The following is a 19,151-nucleotide window of genomic DNA, read 5'->3' on the forward strand; positions in this document are numbered from 1 at the left end:
CCTCAAGGCGATAGTAGGCTTTGCGTTCACCCTTGCTGTTGGTTTTATAGACTGTTCCTATGTGCATGGGACAAAGGTCGGCATTGTACCGACGACAGCCAAAAGTCTGGGGGTACTACAGAGGGGGTATGGAACCAAAATAACCTGATTTTAACACATAGACACAGCAAAAACCGCATAAAACCATCGAAATTAAAGATTGTTTAACCTTACGAAAGGTCTATTGTGGCAATGTGGGTTAAGCGGAATCAGGGTAAAGGCCCAGTTGTATTCCCGGTTTGCTGGTAATGTATAAGCTGGTTCCGGACGCGAACCCCAGCTATCGTAACCTGCTACGCCTTGTTGTTTCAAGTCGACGCAAACCTCAACGAAGTCGCGAGGCGTGATATCGTTGATATGATGCTGGCGGCGTAATACATTCTTTGCCGCGGCTTCATCATGGTTCGCTACTTGCTCCGGTGTGAAATTACTCCATTGACGGGGTAGGCCGGTCGCTTCCTCATCATCGAAATCCTCAATGGAATTTCGCAAAGCGCTAAATCCAATCGTGTTATCCGCTTGGATTAACAAACCCTTCTTCCCGGTGCTGACGGATACCCAACGCGTGTCGGTATGGTGGCCGTTTTCCTGTGGGCGTACATACGGGAAATATAATTCCTCGGCTGTAGATCTATATACGCTAATCATACTGCCGGCGTTTCTATCCCAATAGTTTTCCGCGGGTCCCCGTCCGAAGTATTCCACTTGGTTCATGCCGACCGGTAAGCGGAAGCGGACACCGATACGGGGAACATTCAACTTGGAAGCCTCCTTGCGGGCGGCATCACGTCCCGGAGTGAAAGTTGCCGTACGGGTAGCTTCCGATGCCTCGGTTTGGGCGGCATCCATATCCGTGGATGTGAAACGGGCGGCAATATTTACAGCTCCGCTAGGATAGATCGTATAATTAATAATGTATAGATTTCCTGCCGGCAATAAATAGTTTACGTTAACCACGGCGTTATTGCCTTTCATAGTGGCGGTAGCGTCTGTTACGTTGAAGTTCTTGCTGCTTTCCTTCCAGACCTGCAATCGTTTGGGCATACCATTCCCGTAATCGTTATCGGTCGGCGCACGCCAGAAGTTCGGTCGGATGCCGAAACTCTCGTAGAAATATTCTGTACCATCCACTTTATAAGAAGTAACGATTCCGGTCTTTTTGTTAAACACGAAGTTTACCTTTGAGGAGGATACCGATAAGTTATCTCCATTTGTTGAGACCGTTAATTTAGGACCCTTGGTCTTAAACGCCTTCTTGGGGCTTTCGATCGGTAAGCGGAATTGATCGCGAGCGATCTCGTGTCCGATAGAGAGTAACGGCTCTTTTTCTACGGTCATTACGTTGAAGTTTACGAAATATTCCGTACCGGCTTGTGGCTTTAAGTTGCCTACGGGAACCGTAAATTCCTTAGAGGCTTGTGGCTCTATATCCAAAGAGACTTTACCGGAGCGTACGACTTTGTTATTGGCCGTTACGCTATAGTGGATCCTATATTTCTTTAGGTTCGTGAAATAGAAACGGTTTACGGCGCGGAATAAACCGTTCGCCAAATCGATCGCCTCAAACCCGATATTTTGATGGGCGTATTTAACCTCCGCCATAGCGGGATGCGGGGTACGATCCGGGTTTACCAAGCCGTTACAAAGGAAGTTTCCGTCACTGGGAGCATTTGTTCCGTAGTCGCCGCCATAGGTGTAGTATTCACGTCCGTTTTCATCTTTTTCCAAGATACCTTGATCCACCCAGTCCCAGATGAATCCGCCTTGCAGGTTCGGGTATTTATAGATCGCTTTCCATTGATCCCATAAATTACCGGAAGAGTTACCCATCGCATGTGAATACTCCGAAGGAGTTACCGGACGATCGCTACCTTTACGTCCGATTTCTTCTAACCATTCAGCGCTCGGGTATTGAGGTACGTACATATCCGTATTCCATTCCCAAAGGGCACGTTCGTAGTTCACCGGGCGATTCATGCTATTTGTTTCCTTGTCTTTCAGATATAAATAAGTTTGATAGAAGTTGTATCCGTTTCCAGCCTCGTTTCCGAGTGACCAGAAAGTAACGCTTGGATAATTCTTGTTTCGTTCGTACATATTCATGGTACGGTCCATATGCGGGATCAGCCATTCCGGATTGTTTCCCAAAGTGCCGCCTTTCCTCAGGCTGTAATACATGCCGTGAGACTCGATATTCGCCTCATCGTAAACATACAATCCGTATTCGTCGCAGAGTTCATAGAATTTACGGTCTTGCGGATAGTGGCATAGACGGACAGCGTTGATATTGTTTTGCTTCATCAGTTCGAGATCCTTACGCATGATATCCTCGGTTACGTAATGTCCGGTTTCTGGGTTATGCTCATGGATATTGACCCCCTTGAACTTCACCGGTTGCCCGTTGAATAAGAAGACCGTATAAGGTTTCCCGTTCTCCGCTACTTGGTCGATTTGCCTCATCTCGAGCCGACGGAAACCAACGTTGAATGGGACGACCTCGATTACCTTACCATCTTCTTTGATCGTCATCAATAATTTGTATAGATTCGGATGCTCGGCGCTCCAAGGGGCCACGTTCTTTAAATCGTACTCGAATGATGCTGTTTGAGGACCTGAGGGACTTACCCATATGTCTTTAGCCTCGGAGGTCACAAAATTACCTTTCGCGTCCAAAAGCTCATATCCGACAGTTAAGTCTCTCGTTTCTTGCGTATGATTCTTTAAGTCAACCGCCAGTTTGAAGATTCCGTTCGTATACGTATCGTCCAAGGTCGAGATGACGCGGAAATCTTGAATACCGGCCTTTGGTTGAGACCAAAGGAATACGTCACGCTCGATACCGCTCATTCTCCAGAAATCCTGACATTCCAGATAAGAGCCGGTACTCCAACGGAATATCTTTAATGTAAGCACATTCTTTCCGGGTTGCAGGTATTGATTGATCAGGAACTCGGCGGGATTCTTGGAATCCTCGCTATAACCCACTTCTTTCCCGTTTAAGTATACGTAAAGGCCGGATTTAGCTCCGCCGATGTGTAAATAAATATCCCGGTTGTCCCAACTTGTGGGGATCTCGATATCTCTGCGGTATACGCCAACTGGATTCGCCTCCGGCAATAAAGGGGGTTGGGGATTTCTTGGCTTAAACTCGTAACCATGATTCGTATAAATGGCTACGCCATGTCCTTGTACTTCCCAGTTCCCGGGAACGGTTATATCATCCCATGAAGAGGTATTAACGGAAGGATCTGTGATATTTTGAGGAAGATCTTTGTAAGAGTCGACAAAGAAAAATTTCCAAGTACCGTTTAATAGGGAATAGTACGGGCTTTTCTCAAATCGAGAGGTGAGGGCGGTTTCTCGGTCCGCGTAACTCATGAAGGAGCTTCTGGGTTTTTCCTTGTTTACGGCTACGACTTGAATGTCTTGCCAATAAGGTTTTACGGGCCGGGGTGAAGAACCGTCCGCCGCATAAGTTATTCCGGAAACAAGGCAACCCAATGCTCCGGAAAGCATTATTTTCTTGATAGAGCTCATAGGTATCGTATTTCATTTAGATTAGCATTGAATCGTTGGAAATTGAAAGTTGGAAATTAAAAATCGGGAATAGCTCTTCCTTATAACTCTCAACTTTCAATTTTTGATCCTCGATTAGTTAGCCGCATAGTAAGAATATCCGTAAGCTACCTGCCGGAACGCCAAAACTCCGGATGGGCTTAACGCTACATTCATCTCTTTACCGTCCGGCAGGAACATGACAACTTCGTCATTGCTCTTGAATTTTAACAATTTTGTGCTTTCACCGTCAGCCTCCACATTCCAGCTCTGATCCGCTTCGTTGAAAACGAAGTCAACGGCTTTCTCATCGCCTTCCTTTTGGATATGGTATCCGTCGGCTTTTGTCTCTACGGTATAAACGCCGTCTTTACCATCGATTGTTTTAACGCTACCTACATCCGCTACAGGGTTGCTCCCGCTCCAAAATTCGATAGAGTTGATCACAAGGAAATCAGCCAAAGCAGAAATCTCGTAAACCGGGACAATCCAGAAAGCAATGAACACTAACTCATTAACAAACTTGCTGTCGATGCTTCTATTCCATGTTAAAAGCTTGTTCGTCAAACTAAAAGATCCTATACAGGACGAAAACAGGATGCTACCGGCCACCGTAGTCGCTAGTAATAAAGTTAAGCTTTTCTTTTTCATGATTTAATAATTAGTTATTAACAAGGGACGAAGGTACGAACTTTTTCAGGATAAATAACGGTTTATAAAGGAATAAATGGAATAGGTGCCTTACTATTGATCAGGCTTGTATAAGTCCTCCAATCCGCGACCATTCAATCAATCCTCCGTCGTGTTTGAATTAGGGATTTCTTTTGGAATCGTGTGTGATGTGCTGATATTGATTGAAAAGTTTGTGAGTAAACCTTGAACTGTTGTATCTTCGCGGTTATAAATAAAGAGGTAGTATGATTTCGGTTGAAGGACTAACAGTCGAGTTTGGCGGTTTCACGCTTTTTGATGACATCTCATTTGTAGTAAACAAGAAAGATCGCATAGCCTTGGTGGGCAAGAACGGAGCGGGTAAATCAACAATGTTGAAGATATTCGCCGGTCTGCAATCACCCACTTCAGGAACCGTTAGCGTGCCGAAGGATATCACTATCGGATACTTGCCGCAGCATATGCGATTGGTAGATACTCGTACGGTCCGGGAGGAGGCGGAGTGCGCTTTCGAGCATATCCATGAGATGGAGGAGGAGATCAACCGCCTGAATATCCAGTTGGCGGAGCGTACGGATTACGAGTCGGAAGGTTATCAAAAGGTGATAGACCGCGTCACTTATTTGACCGAGCATTTTCAGATGATGGGCGGCAATAACTATCATGCGGAGCTGGAACGTACGCTGGTCGGGCTAGGCTTCTCCCGTGAGGACTTCGATCGTCCAACTTCCGAGTTTAGCGGTGGATGGCGCATGCGTATCGAACTGGCTAAGCTTTTGCTCCGCCAGCCGGACGTCTTGTTACTGGATGAGCCGACAAACCACCTGGACATCGAGTCTATCCAATGGCTGGAGAGCTTTATCGCGACACGTGCCAATGCCGTGATCCTCGTATCGCATGACCGTGCCTTCATCGATAATACCACGTTTCGTACCCTTGAGATCGAGTTAGGGAACATCTATGATTATAAGGTGAAATATTCGGAGTACGTCGTGCTCCGGCGAGAACGTCGTGAGCAGCAGATGCGCGCTTATGAGAACCAACAGAAGAAAGTGGCCGATACGGAAGCTTTCATCGAGCGTTTCCGTTATAAGGCGACGAAATCCGTGCAAGTGCAATCCCGCATAAAGCAATTGGAGAAGTTGGATCGCATCGAGGTGGACGAGGTGGATAGCGCTATGCTACGGTTGAAGTTCCCACCTGCCCCACGTTCCGGCTCTTATCCGGTTATTTGCGAGGACGTGGCGAAAAAGTATGGTGATCGCGTGATCTTCGAGCATGTGACGTTAACGATCAACCGGGGTGACAAGGTGGCTTTCGTAGGTAAGAACGGTGAGGGTAAATCTACGCTCGTGAAATGTATCATGAACGAGATCACCGATTATACCGGTAAGCTACAATTAGGCCATAACGTGAAGATCGGTTACTTCGCCCAGAACCAGGCGCAGCTATTGAACGAGAACCTTACCGTTTTCGATACGATCGATTACGTAGCCCAAGGGGATATTCGTTTGAAGATCCGTGATATATTAGGCGCTTTTATGTTTGGTGGTGAGGCCTCCGATAAGAAGGTGAAGGTCTTGTCGGGTGGAGAGCGTACTCGTTTGGCGATGATCCGTTTGTTATTGGAGCCGGTCAACCTGCTGATTCTCGATGAGCCGACAAACCATTTGGATATGCGCTCGAAAGATGTATTGAAGGATGCCTTGAAGGAGTTCGACGGAACCGTGATTATCGTCTCTCACGATCGTGAGTTTCTAGACGGCCTAGTAGATAAGGTCTATGAGTTCGGAAGCCAAAGGGTGAAAGAGCATTTGGGGGGCATCTATGATTTTCTGGAGCATAAGAAGATGGATAGCTTACGTGAGTTGGAGCGTTCTTCGCAGACGAATATCTCTGCCGTGAGTATCTCGGAGGCGCGATCCTCCCGGAATAAACTTTCCTATGAAGCCCGGAAGGAGCAGAGCAAGGCGATCAAGAAAGCGGAGAAGGCAGTAGCCGAGGCCGAGGCCCGTATCTCGGAGCTTGAGGCATCCATGGCGGCTATCGAGGCGAAGTTGGCCACGCCCGAGGGTACATCGGATGTCTCCCTATATGGCGAGTATTCCGCCATGAAAAAAGAGCTGTCCGACGCGATGGATCTTTGGACGGAACGTACCCTGGAGCTGGAAGAGCTGTCGTACGCGGGTGCGAAATAATCGCTTGGGTAGGGAACCGTAAAGGGTTGATGAGGCTCGGTGGATTTTATTTCCTTTTGAGTCGAAAATAACCGTAAACAGGTAGTTTATTGTAATGAAAAGTCCTTAACTTTGTCAACCTAAAAGAACGCGAAAGCTTAAAACTCATATCATGTTAACTCAGATCATTAATGGAAAGATTCTTACCCCGCAAGGCTGGCTGAAAGACGGGTCGGTATTGATCAGCGACAGTAAGATTTTAGAAGTAACGAACTGCGACTTAGCAGTAGTAGGGGCAACCTTGATAGACGCCAAAGGTATGTATATTGTCCCCGGTGGTGTGAAAATCCACGTGCATGGAGGTGGGGGGCGTGATTTTATGGAGGGTACCGAGGACGCCTTCCGTGCGGCGGTAGCCACGCACATGAAACACGGTACGACCAGTATCTTCCCCACCTTATCCTCTTCTACTGTCCCGATGATCCGTGCTGCCGCCGAGACTACCGAGAAACTGATGGCCGAGAAGGATAGCCCGGTTTTGGGGCTTCATTTGGAAGGGCATTATTTCAACATGAAAATGGCCGGCGGCCAAATCCCGGAGAATATCAAGAATCCCGATCCGGAGGAATATATCCCTTTGTTGGAGGAGACGCATTGTATCAAGCGCTGGGACGCCGCTCCGGAACTTCCGGGAGCGATGCAGTTCGGTAAATATATCACCTCGAAAGGCGTACTCGCCTCGGTGGGGCATACTCAAGCTGAATTTGAGGATATCTTGACCGCCTATGAGGCAGGTTATACCCACGCTACCCATTTCTATAATGCCATGCCGGGGTTCCACAAACGCCGCGAGTACAAATATGAGGGGACGGTGGAAAGTATCTATCTGCTCGATGATATGACCGTCGAGGTCGTTGCGGATGGTATCCATGTGCCGCCTACGATCCTTCGTTTGGTCTATAAGATAAAGGGTGTGGAACGTACTTGCCTGATCACAGATGCCTTGGCCTGCGCCGCCAGTGATAGCCAAGTCGCTTTCGATCCCCGTGTCATCATTGAGGATGGCGTATGCAAGTTGGCCGACCGCTCGGCCTTGGCAGGTAGTATCGCTACGATGGACCGGCTGATCCGCACGATGGTGCAGAAGGCCGAGATCCCGTTGGAGGATGCTGTGCGTATGGCGTCGGAGACTCCCGCCCGTATCATGGGCGTATCCGATCGCAAGGGAACGTTGCAGCGGGGCAAAGACGCCGATATCGTCTTATTAGACCGAGACTTGAATGTCCGTGCGGTCTGGGCGATGGGTAAGTTGGTTGAAGGTACGAATAAACGAGTCTAAGCAAGAACGATTATGTTGACACAGATTATAAATGGCCGTATCCTTACGCCGCAAGGATGGGTGAAGGATGGTTCCGTATTGATTAGCGACGGGAAGGTCTTAGAGGTTACAAATAGCGATTTAGCGGTGATTGGCGCCAAGGTGGTGGATGCGAAAGGAATGTATATCGTCCCCGGTTTCGTGGCGATGAATATCCATGGCGGTGGGGGCTTCGACTTCTCCGAATGTACGGAAGAGGCTTTCCACGGTGCGGTGGCCGCCCATCAGAAGCATGGGGCCACGACGATATTCCCTACCGTGTTGGCTCCGGAAATCGGGGTGATCGATAAGGCGGTAACCGTATGCGAGGAAATGATGAGGAAAAAAGAGGGTCCTATCTTGGGATTGCATATCGAGGGACCGTATTTGAATCCGAAGATGGCGGCGAGCTTATTTATCGATAAGGAGAATCCCGCCGACCCGGAGGAGTATAAAGAGATATTGGAACGGACGGATTGCATCAAGCGTTGGGATTCCAGTCCGGAGATACCAGGTGCGCTTGAGTTCGCCCAATACCTGAAGTCGAGGGGAATCCTGCCCGCAATCTCGCATACGGAAGCGGAGTTTGATGATATTAAGACCGCTTACAACGCCGGTTTCACGCATGCGGCTCATTTCTATAACGCCATGCCGGGGTTTCATAAACGTCGGGAATATAAATATGAGGGAACGGTGGAAAGCGTTTTCTTGATGGACGATATGACGGTAGAGGTGATCGCTGATGGACGCCATTTACCCTCTACGATCCTCCGATTGGTCTATAAGCTGAAAGGCGTGGAACGTACTTGCTTGGTTACGGACGCTCTTTCTTGTGCCGCCAATGAGGGTAAGCCTTTATCCGATCCCCGCATTATCATCGAGGATGGCGTTTGCAAGTTGGCGGATCACTCCTCATTGGTGGGAAGTATCGCCACGATGGACGTATTGGTGCGTACCATGGTACAGAAGGCTGATATTCCGTTGGCCGACGCTGTCCGCATGGCTTCCGAGACCCCGGCCCGCCTCATGGGGGTAGGCGATCGCACCGGAACCTTGCAGAGAGGGAAGGACGCCGATATCGTGATATTGGATCGTAAGTTGAATGTGCGTGCGGTATGGAGCATGGGAAATTTAGTCCCGGAGACGAATACACTGGTCTAAGTTCGTTAATGATAAGGGAAGGGATTGTCCGGGTTGGCCGGGCGGCTCTTTTTTATTTTTAGACAATATGGATCAAACCTTTCGGCTAATAAATTTGTTCTATCGGCGTATGGCAGAATCAGTACTTATTTCCTATATTTGTGATTCAAGTAAGATTGTAATACTTAATCAATAATTAAACATGAAAACGAACCTTAGTTCCCAAATTACGCTGACGCGTATACCGTTGCGGTATTATCGTCCGGAAAATGCTTTCGAGCATTCTGTTTTGACCCGTCTGGAAAAGATTCCGACAAACATTTATGAATCGGCCGAGGAAGGTTCTTTCGCAGTCGCTAAAGAGATAGCGACACAAATCCGTAAAAAACAAGATATCGGTAAGCCCTTCGTGATCGCTTTACCCGGTGGACGTTCTCCCTTAAGCGTTTACAAGGAGTTGATCCGTATGTATAAAGAGGAGAAATTAAGTTTTCGCAACGTGGTCGCTTTCGTGGAATATGAGTTCTACCCATTGGCTAATCCCAGCGCAGGAAACCTGGCTCGCCTGAAAGAGGAGCTGTTCGATCAGATCGATATCGACCCGGCGAATATTTATTGTTCGGACGGAAGCATGCCGAAAGATGCTATCCTCGATTTCTGTCGCCAGTATGAGGAGACGATTCAATCCGTGGGAGGTATCGATTGCATGTTGTTAGGTATCGGTAACGCCAGTAATATCATGTTCAACGTGGGTGGAACGACGATTAGCTCACGTACCCGCATGGTCTTGTTGGAAGGCGCTTCTCGCAAGGAGGCGGCCCGTACGTTCCCCTCGCAGGAGAATGTCCCGGCAGGTATCATCACGATGGGTATCTCAACGATGATGAACGCTCGCAGCGTGATCTTGATGGCTTGGGGTGAGGATAAGGCCAGCATTGTCGCCAAGACCGTTGAGGGTAAGGTTAGCGATGCCGTCCCTTCCAGCTATTTGCAGAATCATCCGAACGCCAAGGTCGTGATCGATCTTTCCGCCGCTTATGATTTGACTCGTATCAGCCATCCTTGGTTGGTTACTAGCTGCGAGTGGGATAATAAGTTGATCCGTCGTGCGATCGTTTGGTTGTGTCAGTTGACAGACAAACCGATCTTGAAATTGACAAACAAGGATTATAGCGAGCACGGATTGGGCGAGTTATTGGCTCTATATGGTTCGGCGTATAATGTAAATATCAAAATATTCAACGATATCCAGCATACGATCACGGGATGGCCGGGTGGTAAGCCGAATGCTGACGATTCCAATCGCCCGGAACGCGCCAACCCGTACCCGAAGAAAGTGATTGTGTTCAGTCCGCACCCGGATGATGACGTGATCTCCATGGGCGGAACCTTGCGTCGTTTGTGCGACCAGCATCATGATGTGCACGTGGCTTACGAGACTTCCGGTAATATCGCCGTAGGCGACGAGGAGGTAATCCGTTATTGCGAGTATTTGCGTGATGTATGTGAGAAATACGCTCCCGACTCGGCCGTGAAGGATAAAGCGAACGAGATCATCGACTACCTGCGTTACGAGAAGGTGGAGAATGGCGAGCCGGAGCGGAAGGAGGTCCTCTTTATGAAAGGAACGATCCGGCGGGAGGAAGCCCGTCACGGTTGCCGCTACTCAGGCGTGAAGGACGATCATGTTCATTTCTTGGATCTTCCGTTCTATGAGACGGGTTTGGTGAAGAAAAATGAGCTGAGCGAGGCCGATAAGGACGTAGTGAAGGCTTTGTTGCTGGAGATCAAGCCGGATGAGATGTTCGTGGCGGGTGATTTGGCCGACCCGCACGGAACCCACAAGGTTTGTCTGGATGCCGTCCTTGCCGCTATCGACGAGGTGAAAGACGAGGAGTGGATGAAGAATTGCCGTGTATGGATGTATCGTGGCGCATGGGCGGAATGGGAAATGGATCATATCGAGATGGCCGTGCCTATCAGTCCGGAGGAGTTGCGCTTCAAACGTAACGCTATCTTGAAGCATCAATCGCAGGCCGAGAGCGCTCCGTATCTGGGTGACGACGAGCGTCTGTTCTGGCAACGTGCCGAAGACCGTAACCGTGCTACCGCTGAGTTGTATCGCCAGTTGGGGTTAGCTTCTTATGAGGCTATCGAGGCGTTTGTACAATACATCCCGTTGAGGTAATAACTGGCGATCCGGTACATACAATAGTCGAGAGAGGGGGGCTGAGCCGTGAAAAAGAATTACGACCCAGTCCCTTTTCTTGTCGCTTTCGACGGTTTAGGTGATAGTGTTAACAATAGGGATGTTTTTGTTTGTCTCTTTCGATGGAAAGATGTTATTTTGCAGCCCGGATTAAAAAGAATAGGCGTTATGTTGAAATTCTTCAAGACATGGACACTCCCTATCTCCATGTTAGCGGGTGCGATAGGGTATTTTGTTTTCGCCAATGTTACTTTTCTGGAGCCTACAAAGCCGTTCATGTACACTTTGATAGCGTATCTGACGCCTTTTTTTATTTTTGCCCAGCTGCTCCTGACCTTCTGTAAGATCTCTGTCCGGGAATTAATGCCCAGTCCTTGGCACGGTTGGCTATTGCTTATCCAAGCGGTTTCCAGTTTGGCGCTTGCCGCCTTATTGCTCTGGCTGCCAATGGGAGAGGCATACCGAGACGTGTTCGAGGGAGCGATGGTCTGCCTGATTTGCCCGACTGCTACGGCAGCCGCCGTGATTACAGGGAAATTAGGGGGAAGTGCCTCTAGCCTGACTACTTATACCCTATTATCCAATCTATTGGCGGCGATTGTCGTGCCATTGGTTTTCCCGTTAGTGGAACCGCGTGCCGAGATCACTTTCTTTGCTGCGTTCTTGAAGATATTAGGAAAGGTTTTCCCTTTGCTGCTGTTCCCGTTTCTTCTCGCTTTATTCTTGCGCAGGTTCATGCCGCCTATCCATCGCTTTCTCGCGGGACTTCGGGATATGGCCTTTTACCTCTGGACCATAGCTTTGGCTATCGTGACCGGGCAGACTGTGAAATCCTTGGTTAATAGCGAGGCGGAGGTTTATGTAGAAATCCTGATCGCCTTAGGCGGCTTGATAACTTGTATCGTCCAGTTTTATTGGGGAAAGCGTATTGGAACGAAATACAATGACCGTATTAGCGCTGGACAGGCCCTGGGACAAAAAAATACCGTGTTAGCGATCTGGATGTCTTACACCTATTTGAACCCCTTGTCTTCTGTTGGTCCTGGTAGTTACGTACTGTGGCAAAATATTTTTAACAGTTATCAACTGTGGAAAAAGAGGAAGAACGATGCGATGAAACAGTGAATATAAAGTATTCACGCGGTAGTTCTTCCGCCCGTTCGATCTGAAGCAGACTTTTCTTTTTGTCGATGCCTCCGGCATATCCGGTTAAGCTGCCATCGCTGCCTACGACACGGTGGCAAGGAATGATGATGCTGACCGGGTTATGGCCTACCGCCCCACCGATCGCTTGTGCGGACATACTTGATAGACCTTTTCCCCGGGCGATTTCCCGGGCGAGATCTTTGTAGGTTACGACTTTACCATAAGGAATTTTACTTAACAAGTCCCATACGGCAAGCCGGAAAGGCGTATCTTCCAGGTGGATAGGCGGGGTAAATCCGGGAACCTTTCCCATGAAATAGCAATCCAGCCACTCTTTGGTTCGCTCAAATATCGGCAGATTCCTTTCTTGGTTTTCTTCCGATAAAGTCGTGGCGAAATATTTCTGCCCGTCGAACCATAGTCCCGTCAGCTGGTCGCCATCGCTGGCTAGGGTCATTTCTCCCAAAGGAGATTTGTATTTATTTGTGTATTGCATAGTACCTGTCAAAATAGTGGCGTAAGTTAGAGAATTTTTCGAAATAACCCATCTTTAAATTGCCCTAAAAAAAGCGTGGGGCATGCTATCGAATCCGACTTTTAGTTATATTCGCGGAGTGGAATTTCGTGGGCGGATAATGTTTTGACATTTCTAAATAATGATAAAATTATGATCTTAAGTAAAAAATTATCAGAGGCGTTCAATGCCCAAGTTAATGCGGAGATGTGGTCTTCGAATTTGTATTTGTCAATGGCTGTATATTTCCAGAAAGCAGGGCTTTCCGGATTCGCTCATTGGATGAAGAAACAAGCCGATGAGGAATTGGGACACGCTCATAAGTTGATCGATTACGCCTTGGATCGTGGAGGTGATATTACGATTGGCCAGATCAACGTAGTCCCGACAGGCTGGGGAAATCCGTTGGAGGTATTCGAGCATGTTTACAAACACGAGTGCTATGTCTCAGAGTTGATCGACAAATTGGTTGATATCGCCGAGGCTGATAAAGACCACGCTACCCGTGAGTTCTTGACTTGGTTCATCAACGAGCAAGTTGAGGAAGAATCAACGGCGAAAGAAATCGTAGACCAATTGAAGAATTATGGCGAGTGCCATGTAGGTATCATGGATCACAGATTAGGAAAGAGATAATAAATCGTCGTCGGGAAATAGAAAAAGGCTGTATCTTCACCGGATGCAGCCTTTTTTATCGTACTTTTACCCGGCAAAGTCAGAGTAAGGAATACGTATAGATAAATAGAGATATGAGATTAAGCGATGTATGGTTTACGGCTCTCTCGGAAAACGAGTCAGGGCAAATAGTCACCGTTTACGGACGAGACGAGTTGAATGAGTTCATCGAATCCGGTAAGTACAAGGAACGTGTCGAGATCACTTGGAAATACGAGGGAGATGAAAGAGGCCTTCCCGGCGACGACCTTGGCGAGGAAATGGAGACCGTGGGGAAAACGCTTCGTAAGGCGATGGAAAAGAAAGACAAGCTGGCTATCCTGACGGGTGTCTATACTGGAGGAGGAGAGAAGGTCTGGGTGTTTTACACACGTACCGTGCGTGTATTCGGCGAACGCTTGAATGAGGCCTTGGCTCTTTTCGAACTATTGCCCATATCTATTTATACCGAGGTGGATCCGGATTGGGAAGAATACAAGGATATGTATGAGATGAAAGAGTGGGCGGTGGATTGAGCGTATACAAACATCACCCCCTCACACACCGTATATAGGTAGGTATGGGTCCACGCCTGTGTACGTGTGGTGCGATGCCTGTATACGTGTTTTTACCGGCTCATCAAGAAAGATTTGAATCCCTTGAAATCTTTTGCCAGCTCGATGCTTTGCTTGGTCCCTGCCATGAAGGCTTTCAGTTTCGCGGGGATCTCGATATCTGCCTCCAATATCTTATCGACTGTCCCTTTGAATTTTGCGGGATGAGCGGTCTCGAGGAACAGCCCCGTCTCGGTCTCGCTTAGGTCGCTGTCTAGTAATCCTTGGTAGCCACAGGCTCCGTGCGGGTCGAGGATATATCCCGTCTCTTTATAGAGGGCTCGTATCGTAGAGGCGATTTCCTCGTCCGTATAGCGATGTCCGGAGATCAGCGCGCATATTTCTTCGTGGGGATCATGAAATATGCCGAATAGGTCGATGATACGGGCGAAATTACTCGGATCGCCTACATCCATGGCGTTCGCTAGGGTGGCGACTGACGGGCGGGGTGTGTAAGTCCCTGTATTCAGGTATTCTAAGAATACGTCGTTACGGTTGTTTGCCGCTACGAAACGCTTGATAGGGAGCCCCATCCAATAGGCGAACAGTCCGGCGGTGATGTTCCCGAAATTACCGCTTGGCACGCAAACGACCAGCTCGTCCGCTTTCCCCAGCCTGTCCAGCTGAGCGTAAGCGTTGAAGTAGTAGAACGATTGGGGCAAGAAGCGGGCTACATTGATGGAGTTCGCCGAAGTCAGTTTCATATGACGGTTTAATTCCTCGTCCATAAAGGCGGATTTAACCAGCGCTTGGCAATCGTCGAACGTACCGTCTATCTCCAATGCCGTGATGTTCTGTCCTAATGTCGCGAACTGGCATTCCTGTATCGGGCTGACCTTTCCCTTGGGATAAAGCACATACACGTGGATGCCCGGAACACCCAGGAATCCGTTGGCCACGGCGCTTCCCGTATCGCCGGAAGTAGCGACCAATACGTTTACTTGCTTCAATCCCTCTTGCTTTATGAAATAACCGAGCAGACGAGCCATGAAGCGGCCTCCTACATCCTTAAAGGCCAATGTAGGCCCGTGAAATAACTCTAAGCTATAGATATTATCCTTTACGGGTACCACTGGGGTCTCGAAGGAGAGCGTATCTTTTACGATGCCGTCCAATACCTCCGGCTCGATGTCTTCCCCGAAGAACATCCGCGCTACCGTGCAGGCGATCTCGTGGAAGGACTGGTTCTTCATGTTGGCTATCACCTCCTCGTCCAAGGAGTCGATATACTCGGGCATATATAATCCCTTGTCGCCGGCCAGACCTTTTACGACGGCCTCTTCCAGGCTGGCTACGGGGGCTTGTTTGTTTGTGCTGTAATAGTTCATGGTCTAATCGTTTAGAAATGCGTTTATAAATTGATCTTTTTCCAATATGCCATATTTGCCGTTTAATACGGAAAACTCGTCAAATGTGGTAACGGAGTCGGGCTGCTCGCCCGGTTTGTAAATCAGGAATGGAACCGGAGTGCTCGTATGCGTACGGATGGCGCAAGGAGTAGGATGGTCCGGAAGGATAGCGATCGCTACCGGCTCGTCCCATTTTCGCGTTTCCTCATAGATGATACGTACGGCACGGTTGTCCAGATACTCGATCGTCTTGACCTTTAGGTCTACGTCCCCTTCGTGTCCGGCCTCGTCGCTTGCCTCGATATGCAAGTAGACGAAGTCGTTTGTCTTGAGGGCCTCAAGGGCGGCATGCGCTTTTCCCTCGTAGTTCGTGTCGTATAATCCGGTAGCTCCCTCTACGTGGAGCACCTCGAGGCCGGCGTAAACACCGATTCCCCGGATGAGATCGACGGCGGAGATCACGGATCCCTTTCCGAAGCCGTACATCTCCCGCATCGTTCGCATGGCCGGACGATAGCCCGGAGACCAAGGCCAGATGCTGTTCGCCGGATCTTTCCCCGCTGCCATACGTTTGAGGTTCACCGGGTGATCCTTTAAGATCTCTTGCGACTGGAGGATTAATTCGTTTAATAACCCGGCGGTTTCTCTCGCTTCCGGAACTTCCGGTTTTATCATGAAAGGCCGGAAAGGATGGAGAGGTACGTCGTGTGGCGGCGTACAATCCAGACGCTTATCGCCCCCCTTGATGACCAAGAGGTGGCGGTAGGAGATACCCGTATAGAACTTGACACGGTCGGAACCCAATCGCTCGTTGAGGCATTGGATCAACACGTCCGCTTCCTCCGTGGAGATATGGCCGGAAGAGTGATTCATCAAGATTTCGTCCTCTACGCGGATTAAGTTACAACGCATCGCCATCTCGCCGGGCTGCAGGGCGACGCCTATGCTGGCGGCCTCCAATACACCCCGTCCCTCGTACACGGCGGGCAGGTCATAGCCTAATACTGCCATGTTCGCGACTTCGCTGCCGGGATGGAAGCCATCCGCTACGGTCTTCATCTGCCCGGTTACTCCCTGTTTTGCCAATTTATCCATATAAGGCGTCTTGGCGTATCGCATTGGGGTTTTGCCTCCCAGGGCCTCTATCGGCTCGTCGGCCATTCCATCGCCTAAAATGATGATGTGCTTCATACCTATCGAATGTTTGCGATGGATATGATGTCGGCGAATACGCCCGCGGCTGTCACGTCGGCTCCGGCGCCATATCCCTTGATGATCATTGGGTATTCATGATACCTTTCGGTGGAGATCATGATGATATTGTTGCTACCCTCCAACTCATAGAACGGATGGTGGCTGTCCACGGCTTGTAAGCCTACCTCGCAAGCGCCGTTCTCCATCTTCGCCACGAAACGGAAACGCTTGCCTTCCGCTTCCAGCAGCTGGCGTTTCTCCTCGAAGCCGGCGTCTGTGTCCTTGATATGCTTCCAGAAGTCCGCGAGGGAACCCCCGAAGTACTTTTCCGGGATGAACAGGTTTTGTTTTACGTCGGCTTGCTCTACGGAATAACCGGCCTCTCGGGCCAAGATAACCAGCTTGCGGATTACGTCTTTGCCGCTAAGGTCGATACGTGGGTCCGGCTCGGCATATCCGGCCTCCTTTGCCATGTGGATCGCCTCGCTGAAAGGGATATCGGCGCTGATCGTGTTAAAGATATAATTCAGCGTACCGGAAAGTACGGCTTCCAGTCTCAATATATGGTCGCCGCTATTGATCAGATCGTTCATCGTATTGATGATCGGGAGGCCGGCGCCTACGTTCGTCTCGAACAAGAACTTGATGTCGCGGTGGCGGGCGGTCTCTTTGAGCTTGGTATAATTATCGTAGGAGGAGGAAGCCGCTTCTTTGTTAGCCGCTACGACGGATACGTTATTGTTCATCAATGTCTCGTAAAGAGCTGCCACGTCCGGGCTTGCCGTGCAATCCACGAATACGGAGTTGAAGATATTCATCTTTACAATCTCCTCGCACAGATGCTCCGGGTCACTCTCTTCCCCGTTCTCCTTCAGCTCCTCCAGATAATGGTCGAGGTTGATCCCTTCCCGGCATAAAAGGGCTTTCTTGGAGTTCGATATGCCTACGACATTCAGCTTCAAACCGTTTTGCCGCATCAGTTTCGGTCGCTGGATGCGTATCTGCTCCAATAAGTTGCCGCCCACGGTTCCTACACCGGCGATGAAAAGGTTCAATACCTTATATTCGGATAGGAAAAAAGAGTCATGAATGGAGTTCAATGCCTTGCGAAGGTATTTATGCTTGATAACGAAAGAGATATTCGTCTCGGAAGCGCCTTGGGCGCAAGCGATCACGCTGATACCCGCACGTCCCAGCGTACCGAACAGCTTACCGGCGATACCCGGGGTACGTTTCATGTTCTCGCCTACGATAGCGACGGTGGCCAGATCCTTCTCCGCTACGGTGTCGTTCATATCACCCTGCGCGCGCTCCAAGGCGAACTCGTCGTTCAATACTTGTACGGCCAGATCAGCGTCGGCGTTACGTACGGCGAAAGTCGTGTTGTTCTCGGAGCTGGCCTGCGATACCATAAATACGCTGATGCCATTCTTTGCGAGCGTCTTGAAGATCCGGTAGTTTACGCCGATCACGCCTACCATGCCCAGTCCTTGCACCGTGATCAGGCAGGTGTCGTTGATGGAGGAGATCCCTTTGATGATGGCTTTGCCTTCCTCTTTCACCCGCTCTTTCGAGATATAGGTCCCGGGAGCGGTCGGGTTGAAGGTATTCAGGATACGGATCGGGATGTTCTTATGATAAACCGGATAGATCGTCGGCGGATAGATTACTTTCGCCCCGAAGTTACACAACTCCATCGCCTCCGTGAAAGTAAGCCGGTCGATTACGTAGGCGGAGCTGATCACACGGGGATCGGCGGTCATGAAACCATCCACGTCCGTCCAGATCTCCAAGACTGAGGCGTCCAAGGCGGTTGCCAAGATGGAGGCGGTATAATCCGAGCCCCCTCGTCCGAGGTTCGTGACCTCTCCGGTTTCCGTGCTGGAAGAGATGAACCCGGGTACCAAGGAAACCTTGGGAAGCGGCGAGAAGGTCTCTTTTATGAGCTTGTTGGTCAAGTCGAAATCCACGATATGCTTGTTGAATTGCTTGACGGTCTTGATGTATTTGCGTGAGTCGAACAACTTCGCGTCCTTGATCACGTTCGAGACGATCAAGGAAGATAGGCGCTCGCCATAACTTACGATCGTATCGGATGTCTTGGCGGATAAATCGTTAATCAAATAAACACCTTTGAAAATATTGCTCAATTCATCCAGTAAAGCCATCACTTTCTTCTGGACATCCATGCGTACCTCCTTGTTTTCGATCACCCCCTCGATCACGTCCAGATGGCGGGCGATGATCTCCGATAATTGTTTCTCGTAGGCAAGGTCGCCTTGGGAAGCCATGGTAGAAGTGACCAGTAATTTGTCGGTGATGCCCCCTAAGGCGGAGACAACCACGATTACGGGCTCTTCGATAGCCTCTACTATTTTCTTTACACTTAAGATACTATTCACGGAACCTACGGATGTCCCGCCGAATTTTAATACTTTCATCGATATGTATTTTTAATGGTTCATCGAGGATTGACAATCAAGAAAAGGCTTTTTCAGGATTTGCAACCGTCCAACAACCGAATGATTAAA

13 protein-coding genes are annotated in these 19,151 nt (G+C 49.2%); 7 read left to right on the forward strand and 6 right to left on the reverse strand.

Translation table 11 applies throughout. The annotated features are described in order from the left end of the window. Window positions 1-192: 192 nt before the first annotated feature. Window positions 193-3,576: a glycoside hydrolase family 2 TIM barrel-domain containing protein gene (locus tag G7Y39_RS06245; protein WP_165156135.1), complete on the reverse strand. Its 3,384-nt coding sequence runs from the start codon at window positions 3,574-3,576 to the stop codon at window positions 193-195. Between the two features lie 114 nt (window positions 3,577-3,690). Further along, on the reverse strand, window positions 3,691-4,245 hold the full coding sequence (locus G7Y39_RS06250; RefSeq protein ID WP_165156137.1) for a DUF3332 domain-containing protein: 555 nt from the start codon (window positions 4,243-4,245) through the stop codon (window positions 3,691-3,693). Between the two features lie 266 nt (window positions 4,246-4,511). Between G7Y39_RS06250 and abc-f the strand changes: the two genes are divergently transcribed. The 5 genes from abc-f to G7Y39_RS06275 all read left to right on the forward strand — a co-directional run bounded on the left by abc-f (window position 4,512) and on the right by G7Y39_RS06275 (window position 12,274). Next, a complete protein-coding gene (gene abc-f / locus G7Y39_RS06255; protein ID WP_165156139.1) occupies window positions 4,512-6,464 on the forward strand; it encodes a ribosomal protection-like ABC-F family protein in 1,953 nt (650 codons plus the stop codon). Window positions 6,465-6,615: 151 nt separating this feature from the next. Then, window positions 6,616-7,782 carry an N-acetylglucosamine-6-phosphate deacetylase gene (gene nagA / locus G7Y39_RS06260; protein WP_165156141.1) on the forward strand — a complete coding sequence of 389 codons (1,167 nt, stop codon included), beginning with the start codon at window positions 6,616-6,618 and terminating at the stop codon, window positions 7,780-7,782. A gap of 12 nt (window positions 7,783-7,794) precedes the next feature. Next, complete coding sequence (gene nagA / locus G7Y39_RS06265; RefSeq protein WP_165156143.1) at window positions 7,795-8,961, forward strand: N-acetylglucosamine-6-phosphate deacetylase; 1,167 nt, start codon at window positions 7,795-7,797, stop codon at window positions 8,959-8,961. 181 nt (window positions 8,962-9,142) lie between these two features. Then, window positions 9,143-11,128 carry a glucosamine-6-phosphate deaminase gene (locus G7Y39_RS06270; protein WP_165156145.1) on the forward strand — a complete coding sequence of 662 codons (1,986 nt, stop codon included), beginning with the start codon at window positions 9,143-9,145 and terminating at the stop codon, window positions 11,126-11,128. Window positions 11,129-11,317: 189 nt separating this feature from the next. Beyond that, window positions 11,318-12,274 carry a transporter gene (locus G7Y39_RS06275; protein ID WP_165156147.1) on the forward strand — a complete coding sequence of 319 codons (957 nt, stop codon included), beginning with the start codon at window positions 11,318-11,320 and terminating at the stop codon, window positions 12,272-12,274. Here G7Y39_RS06275 and G7Y39_RS06280 read toward each other — a convergent pair. Next, window positions 12,222-12,791: a methylated-DNA--[protein]-cysteine S-methyltransferase gene (locus tag G7Y39_RS06280; protein WP_165156149.1), complete on the reverse strand. Its 570-nt coding sequence runs from the start codon at window positions 12,789-12,791 to the stop codon at window positions 12,222-12,224. The genes G7Y39_RS06275 and G7Y39_RS06280 overlap by 53 nt on opposite strands. Window positions 12,792-12,962: 171 nt before the next feature. Between G7Y39_RS06280 and G7Y39_RS06285 the strand changes: the two genes are divergently transcribed. After that, on the forward strand, window positions 12,963-13,445 hold the full coding sequence (locus G7Y39_RS06285) for a ferritin (protein WP_165156151.1): 483 nt from the start codon (window positions 12,963-12,965) through the stop codon (window positions 13,443-13,445). A gap of 113 nt (window positions 13,446-13,558) precedes the next feature. After that, the gene (locus tag G7Y39_RS06290; protein ID WP_165156153.1) at window positions 13,559-13,999 is read left to right on the forward strand and encodes a DUF695 domain-containing protein; all 441 of its coding nucleotides are present in this window, start codon (window positions 13,559-13,561) and stop codon (window positions 13,997-13,999) included. 92 nt (window positions 14,000-14,091) lie between these two features. Here the strand turns inward: G7Y39_RS06290 and thrC are convergent, their stop codons facing one another. From thrC to thrA, 3 genes are read right to left on the reverse strand one after another with little or no spacing between them, the layout of a single operon-like run. Then, window positions 14,092-15,405 carry a threonine synthase gene (gene thrC, locus G7Y39_RS06295; RefSeq protein ID WP_165156155.1) on the reverse strand — a complete coding sequence of 438 codons (1,314 nt, stop codon included), beginning with the start codon at window positions 15,403-15,405 and terminating at the stop codon, window positions 14,092-14,094. Window positions 15,406-15,408: 3 nt separating this feature from the next. Beyond that, the gene (locus G7Y39_RS06300; protein WP_165156157.1) at window positions 15,409-16,617 is read right to left on the reverse strand and encodes a cofactor-independent phosphoglycerate mutase; all 1,209 of its coding nucleotides are present in this window, start codon (window positions 16,615-16,617) and stop codon (window positions 15,409-15,411) included. Between the two features lie 2 nt (window positions 16,618-16,619). After that, a complete protein-coding gene (gene thrA, locus G7Y39_RS06305) occupies window positions 16,620-19,061 on the reverse strand; it encodes a bifunctional aspartate kinase/homoserine dehydrogenase I (RefSeq protein ID WP_165156159.1) in 2,442 nt (813 codons plus the stop codon). Window positions 19,062-19,151: the final 90 nt, after the last annotated feature.

The sequence above is a fragment of the Parabacteroides sp. ZJ-118 genome, from assembly GCF_011038785.1.
Lineage (GTDB): Bacteria > Bacteroidota > Bacteroidia > Bacteroidales > Tannerellaceae > Parabacteroides.

Coding starts and splice junctions, on each gene's coding strand:
- nagA (WP_165156141.1), top strand. CDS start 6,616: ATGTTAACTCAGATCATTAATGGAAAGATTCTTACCCCGCAAGGCTGG.
- G7Y39_RS06250 (WP_165156137.1), bottom strand. CDS start 4,245: ATGAAAAAGAAAAGCTTAACTTTATTACTAGCGACTACGGTGGCCGGT.
- G7Y39_RS06290 (WP_165156153.1), top strand. CDS start 13,559: ATGAGATTAAGCGATGTATGGTTTACGGCTCTCTCGGAAAACGAGTCA.
- nagA (WP_165156143.1), top strand. CDS start 7,795: ATGTTGACACAGATTATAAATGGCCGTATCCTTACGCCGCAAGGATGG.
- thrA (WP_165156159.1), bottom strand. CDS start 19,061: ATGAAAGTATTAAAATTCGGCGGGACATCCGTAGGTTCCGTGAATAGT.
- G7Y39_RS06245 (WP_165156135.1), bottom strand. CDS start 3,576: ATGAGCTCTATCAAGAAAATAATGCTTTCCGGAGCATTGGGTTGCCTT.
- G7Y39_RS06280 (WP_165156149.1), bottom strand. CDS start 12,791: ATGCAATACACAAATAAATACAAATCTCCTTTGGGAGAAATGACCCTA.
- G7Y39_RS06275 (WP_165156147.1), top strand. CDS start 11,318: ATGTTGAAATTCTTCAAGACATGGACACTCCCTATCTCCATGTTAGCG.
- G7Y39_RS06285 (WP_165156151.1), top strand. CDS start 12,963: ATGATCTTAAGTAAAAAATTATCAGAGGCGTTCAATGCCCAAGTTAAT.
- abc-f (WP_165156139.1), top strand. CDS start 4,512: ATGATTTCGGTTGAAGGACTAACAGTCGAGTTTGGCGGTTTCACGCTT.
- thrC (WP_165156155.1), bottom strand. CDS start 15,405: ATGAACTATTACAGCACAAACAAACAAGCCCCCGTAGCCAGCCTGGAA.
- G7Y39_RS06300 (WP_165156157.1), bottom strand. CDS start 16,617: ATGAAGCACATCATCATTTTAGGCGATGGAATGGCCGACGAGCCGATA.
- G7Y39_RS06270 (WP_165156145.1), top strand. CDS start 9,143: ATGAAAACGAACCTTAGTTCCCAAATTACGCTGACGCGTATACCGTTG.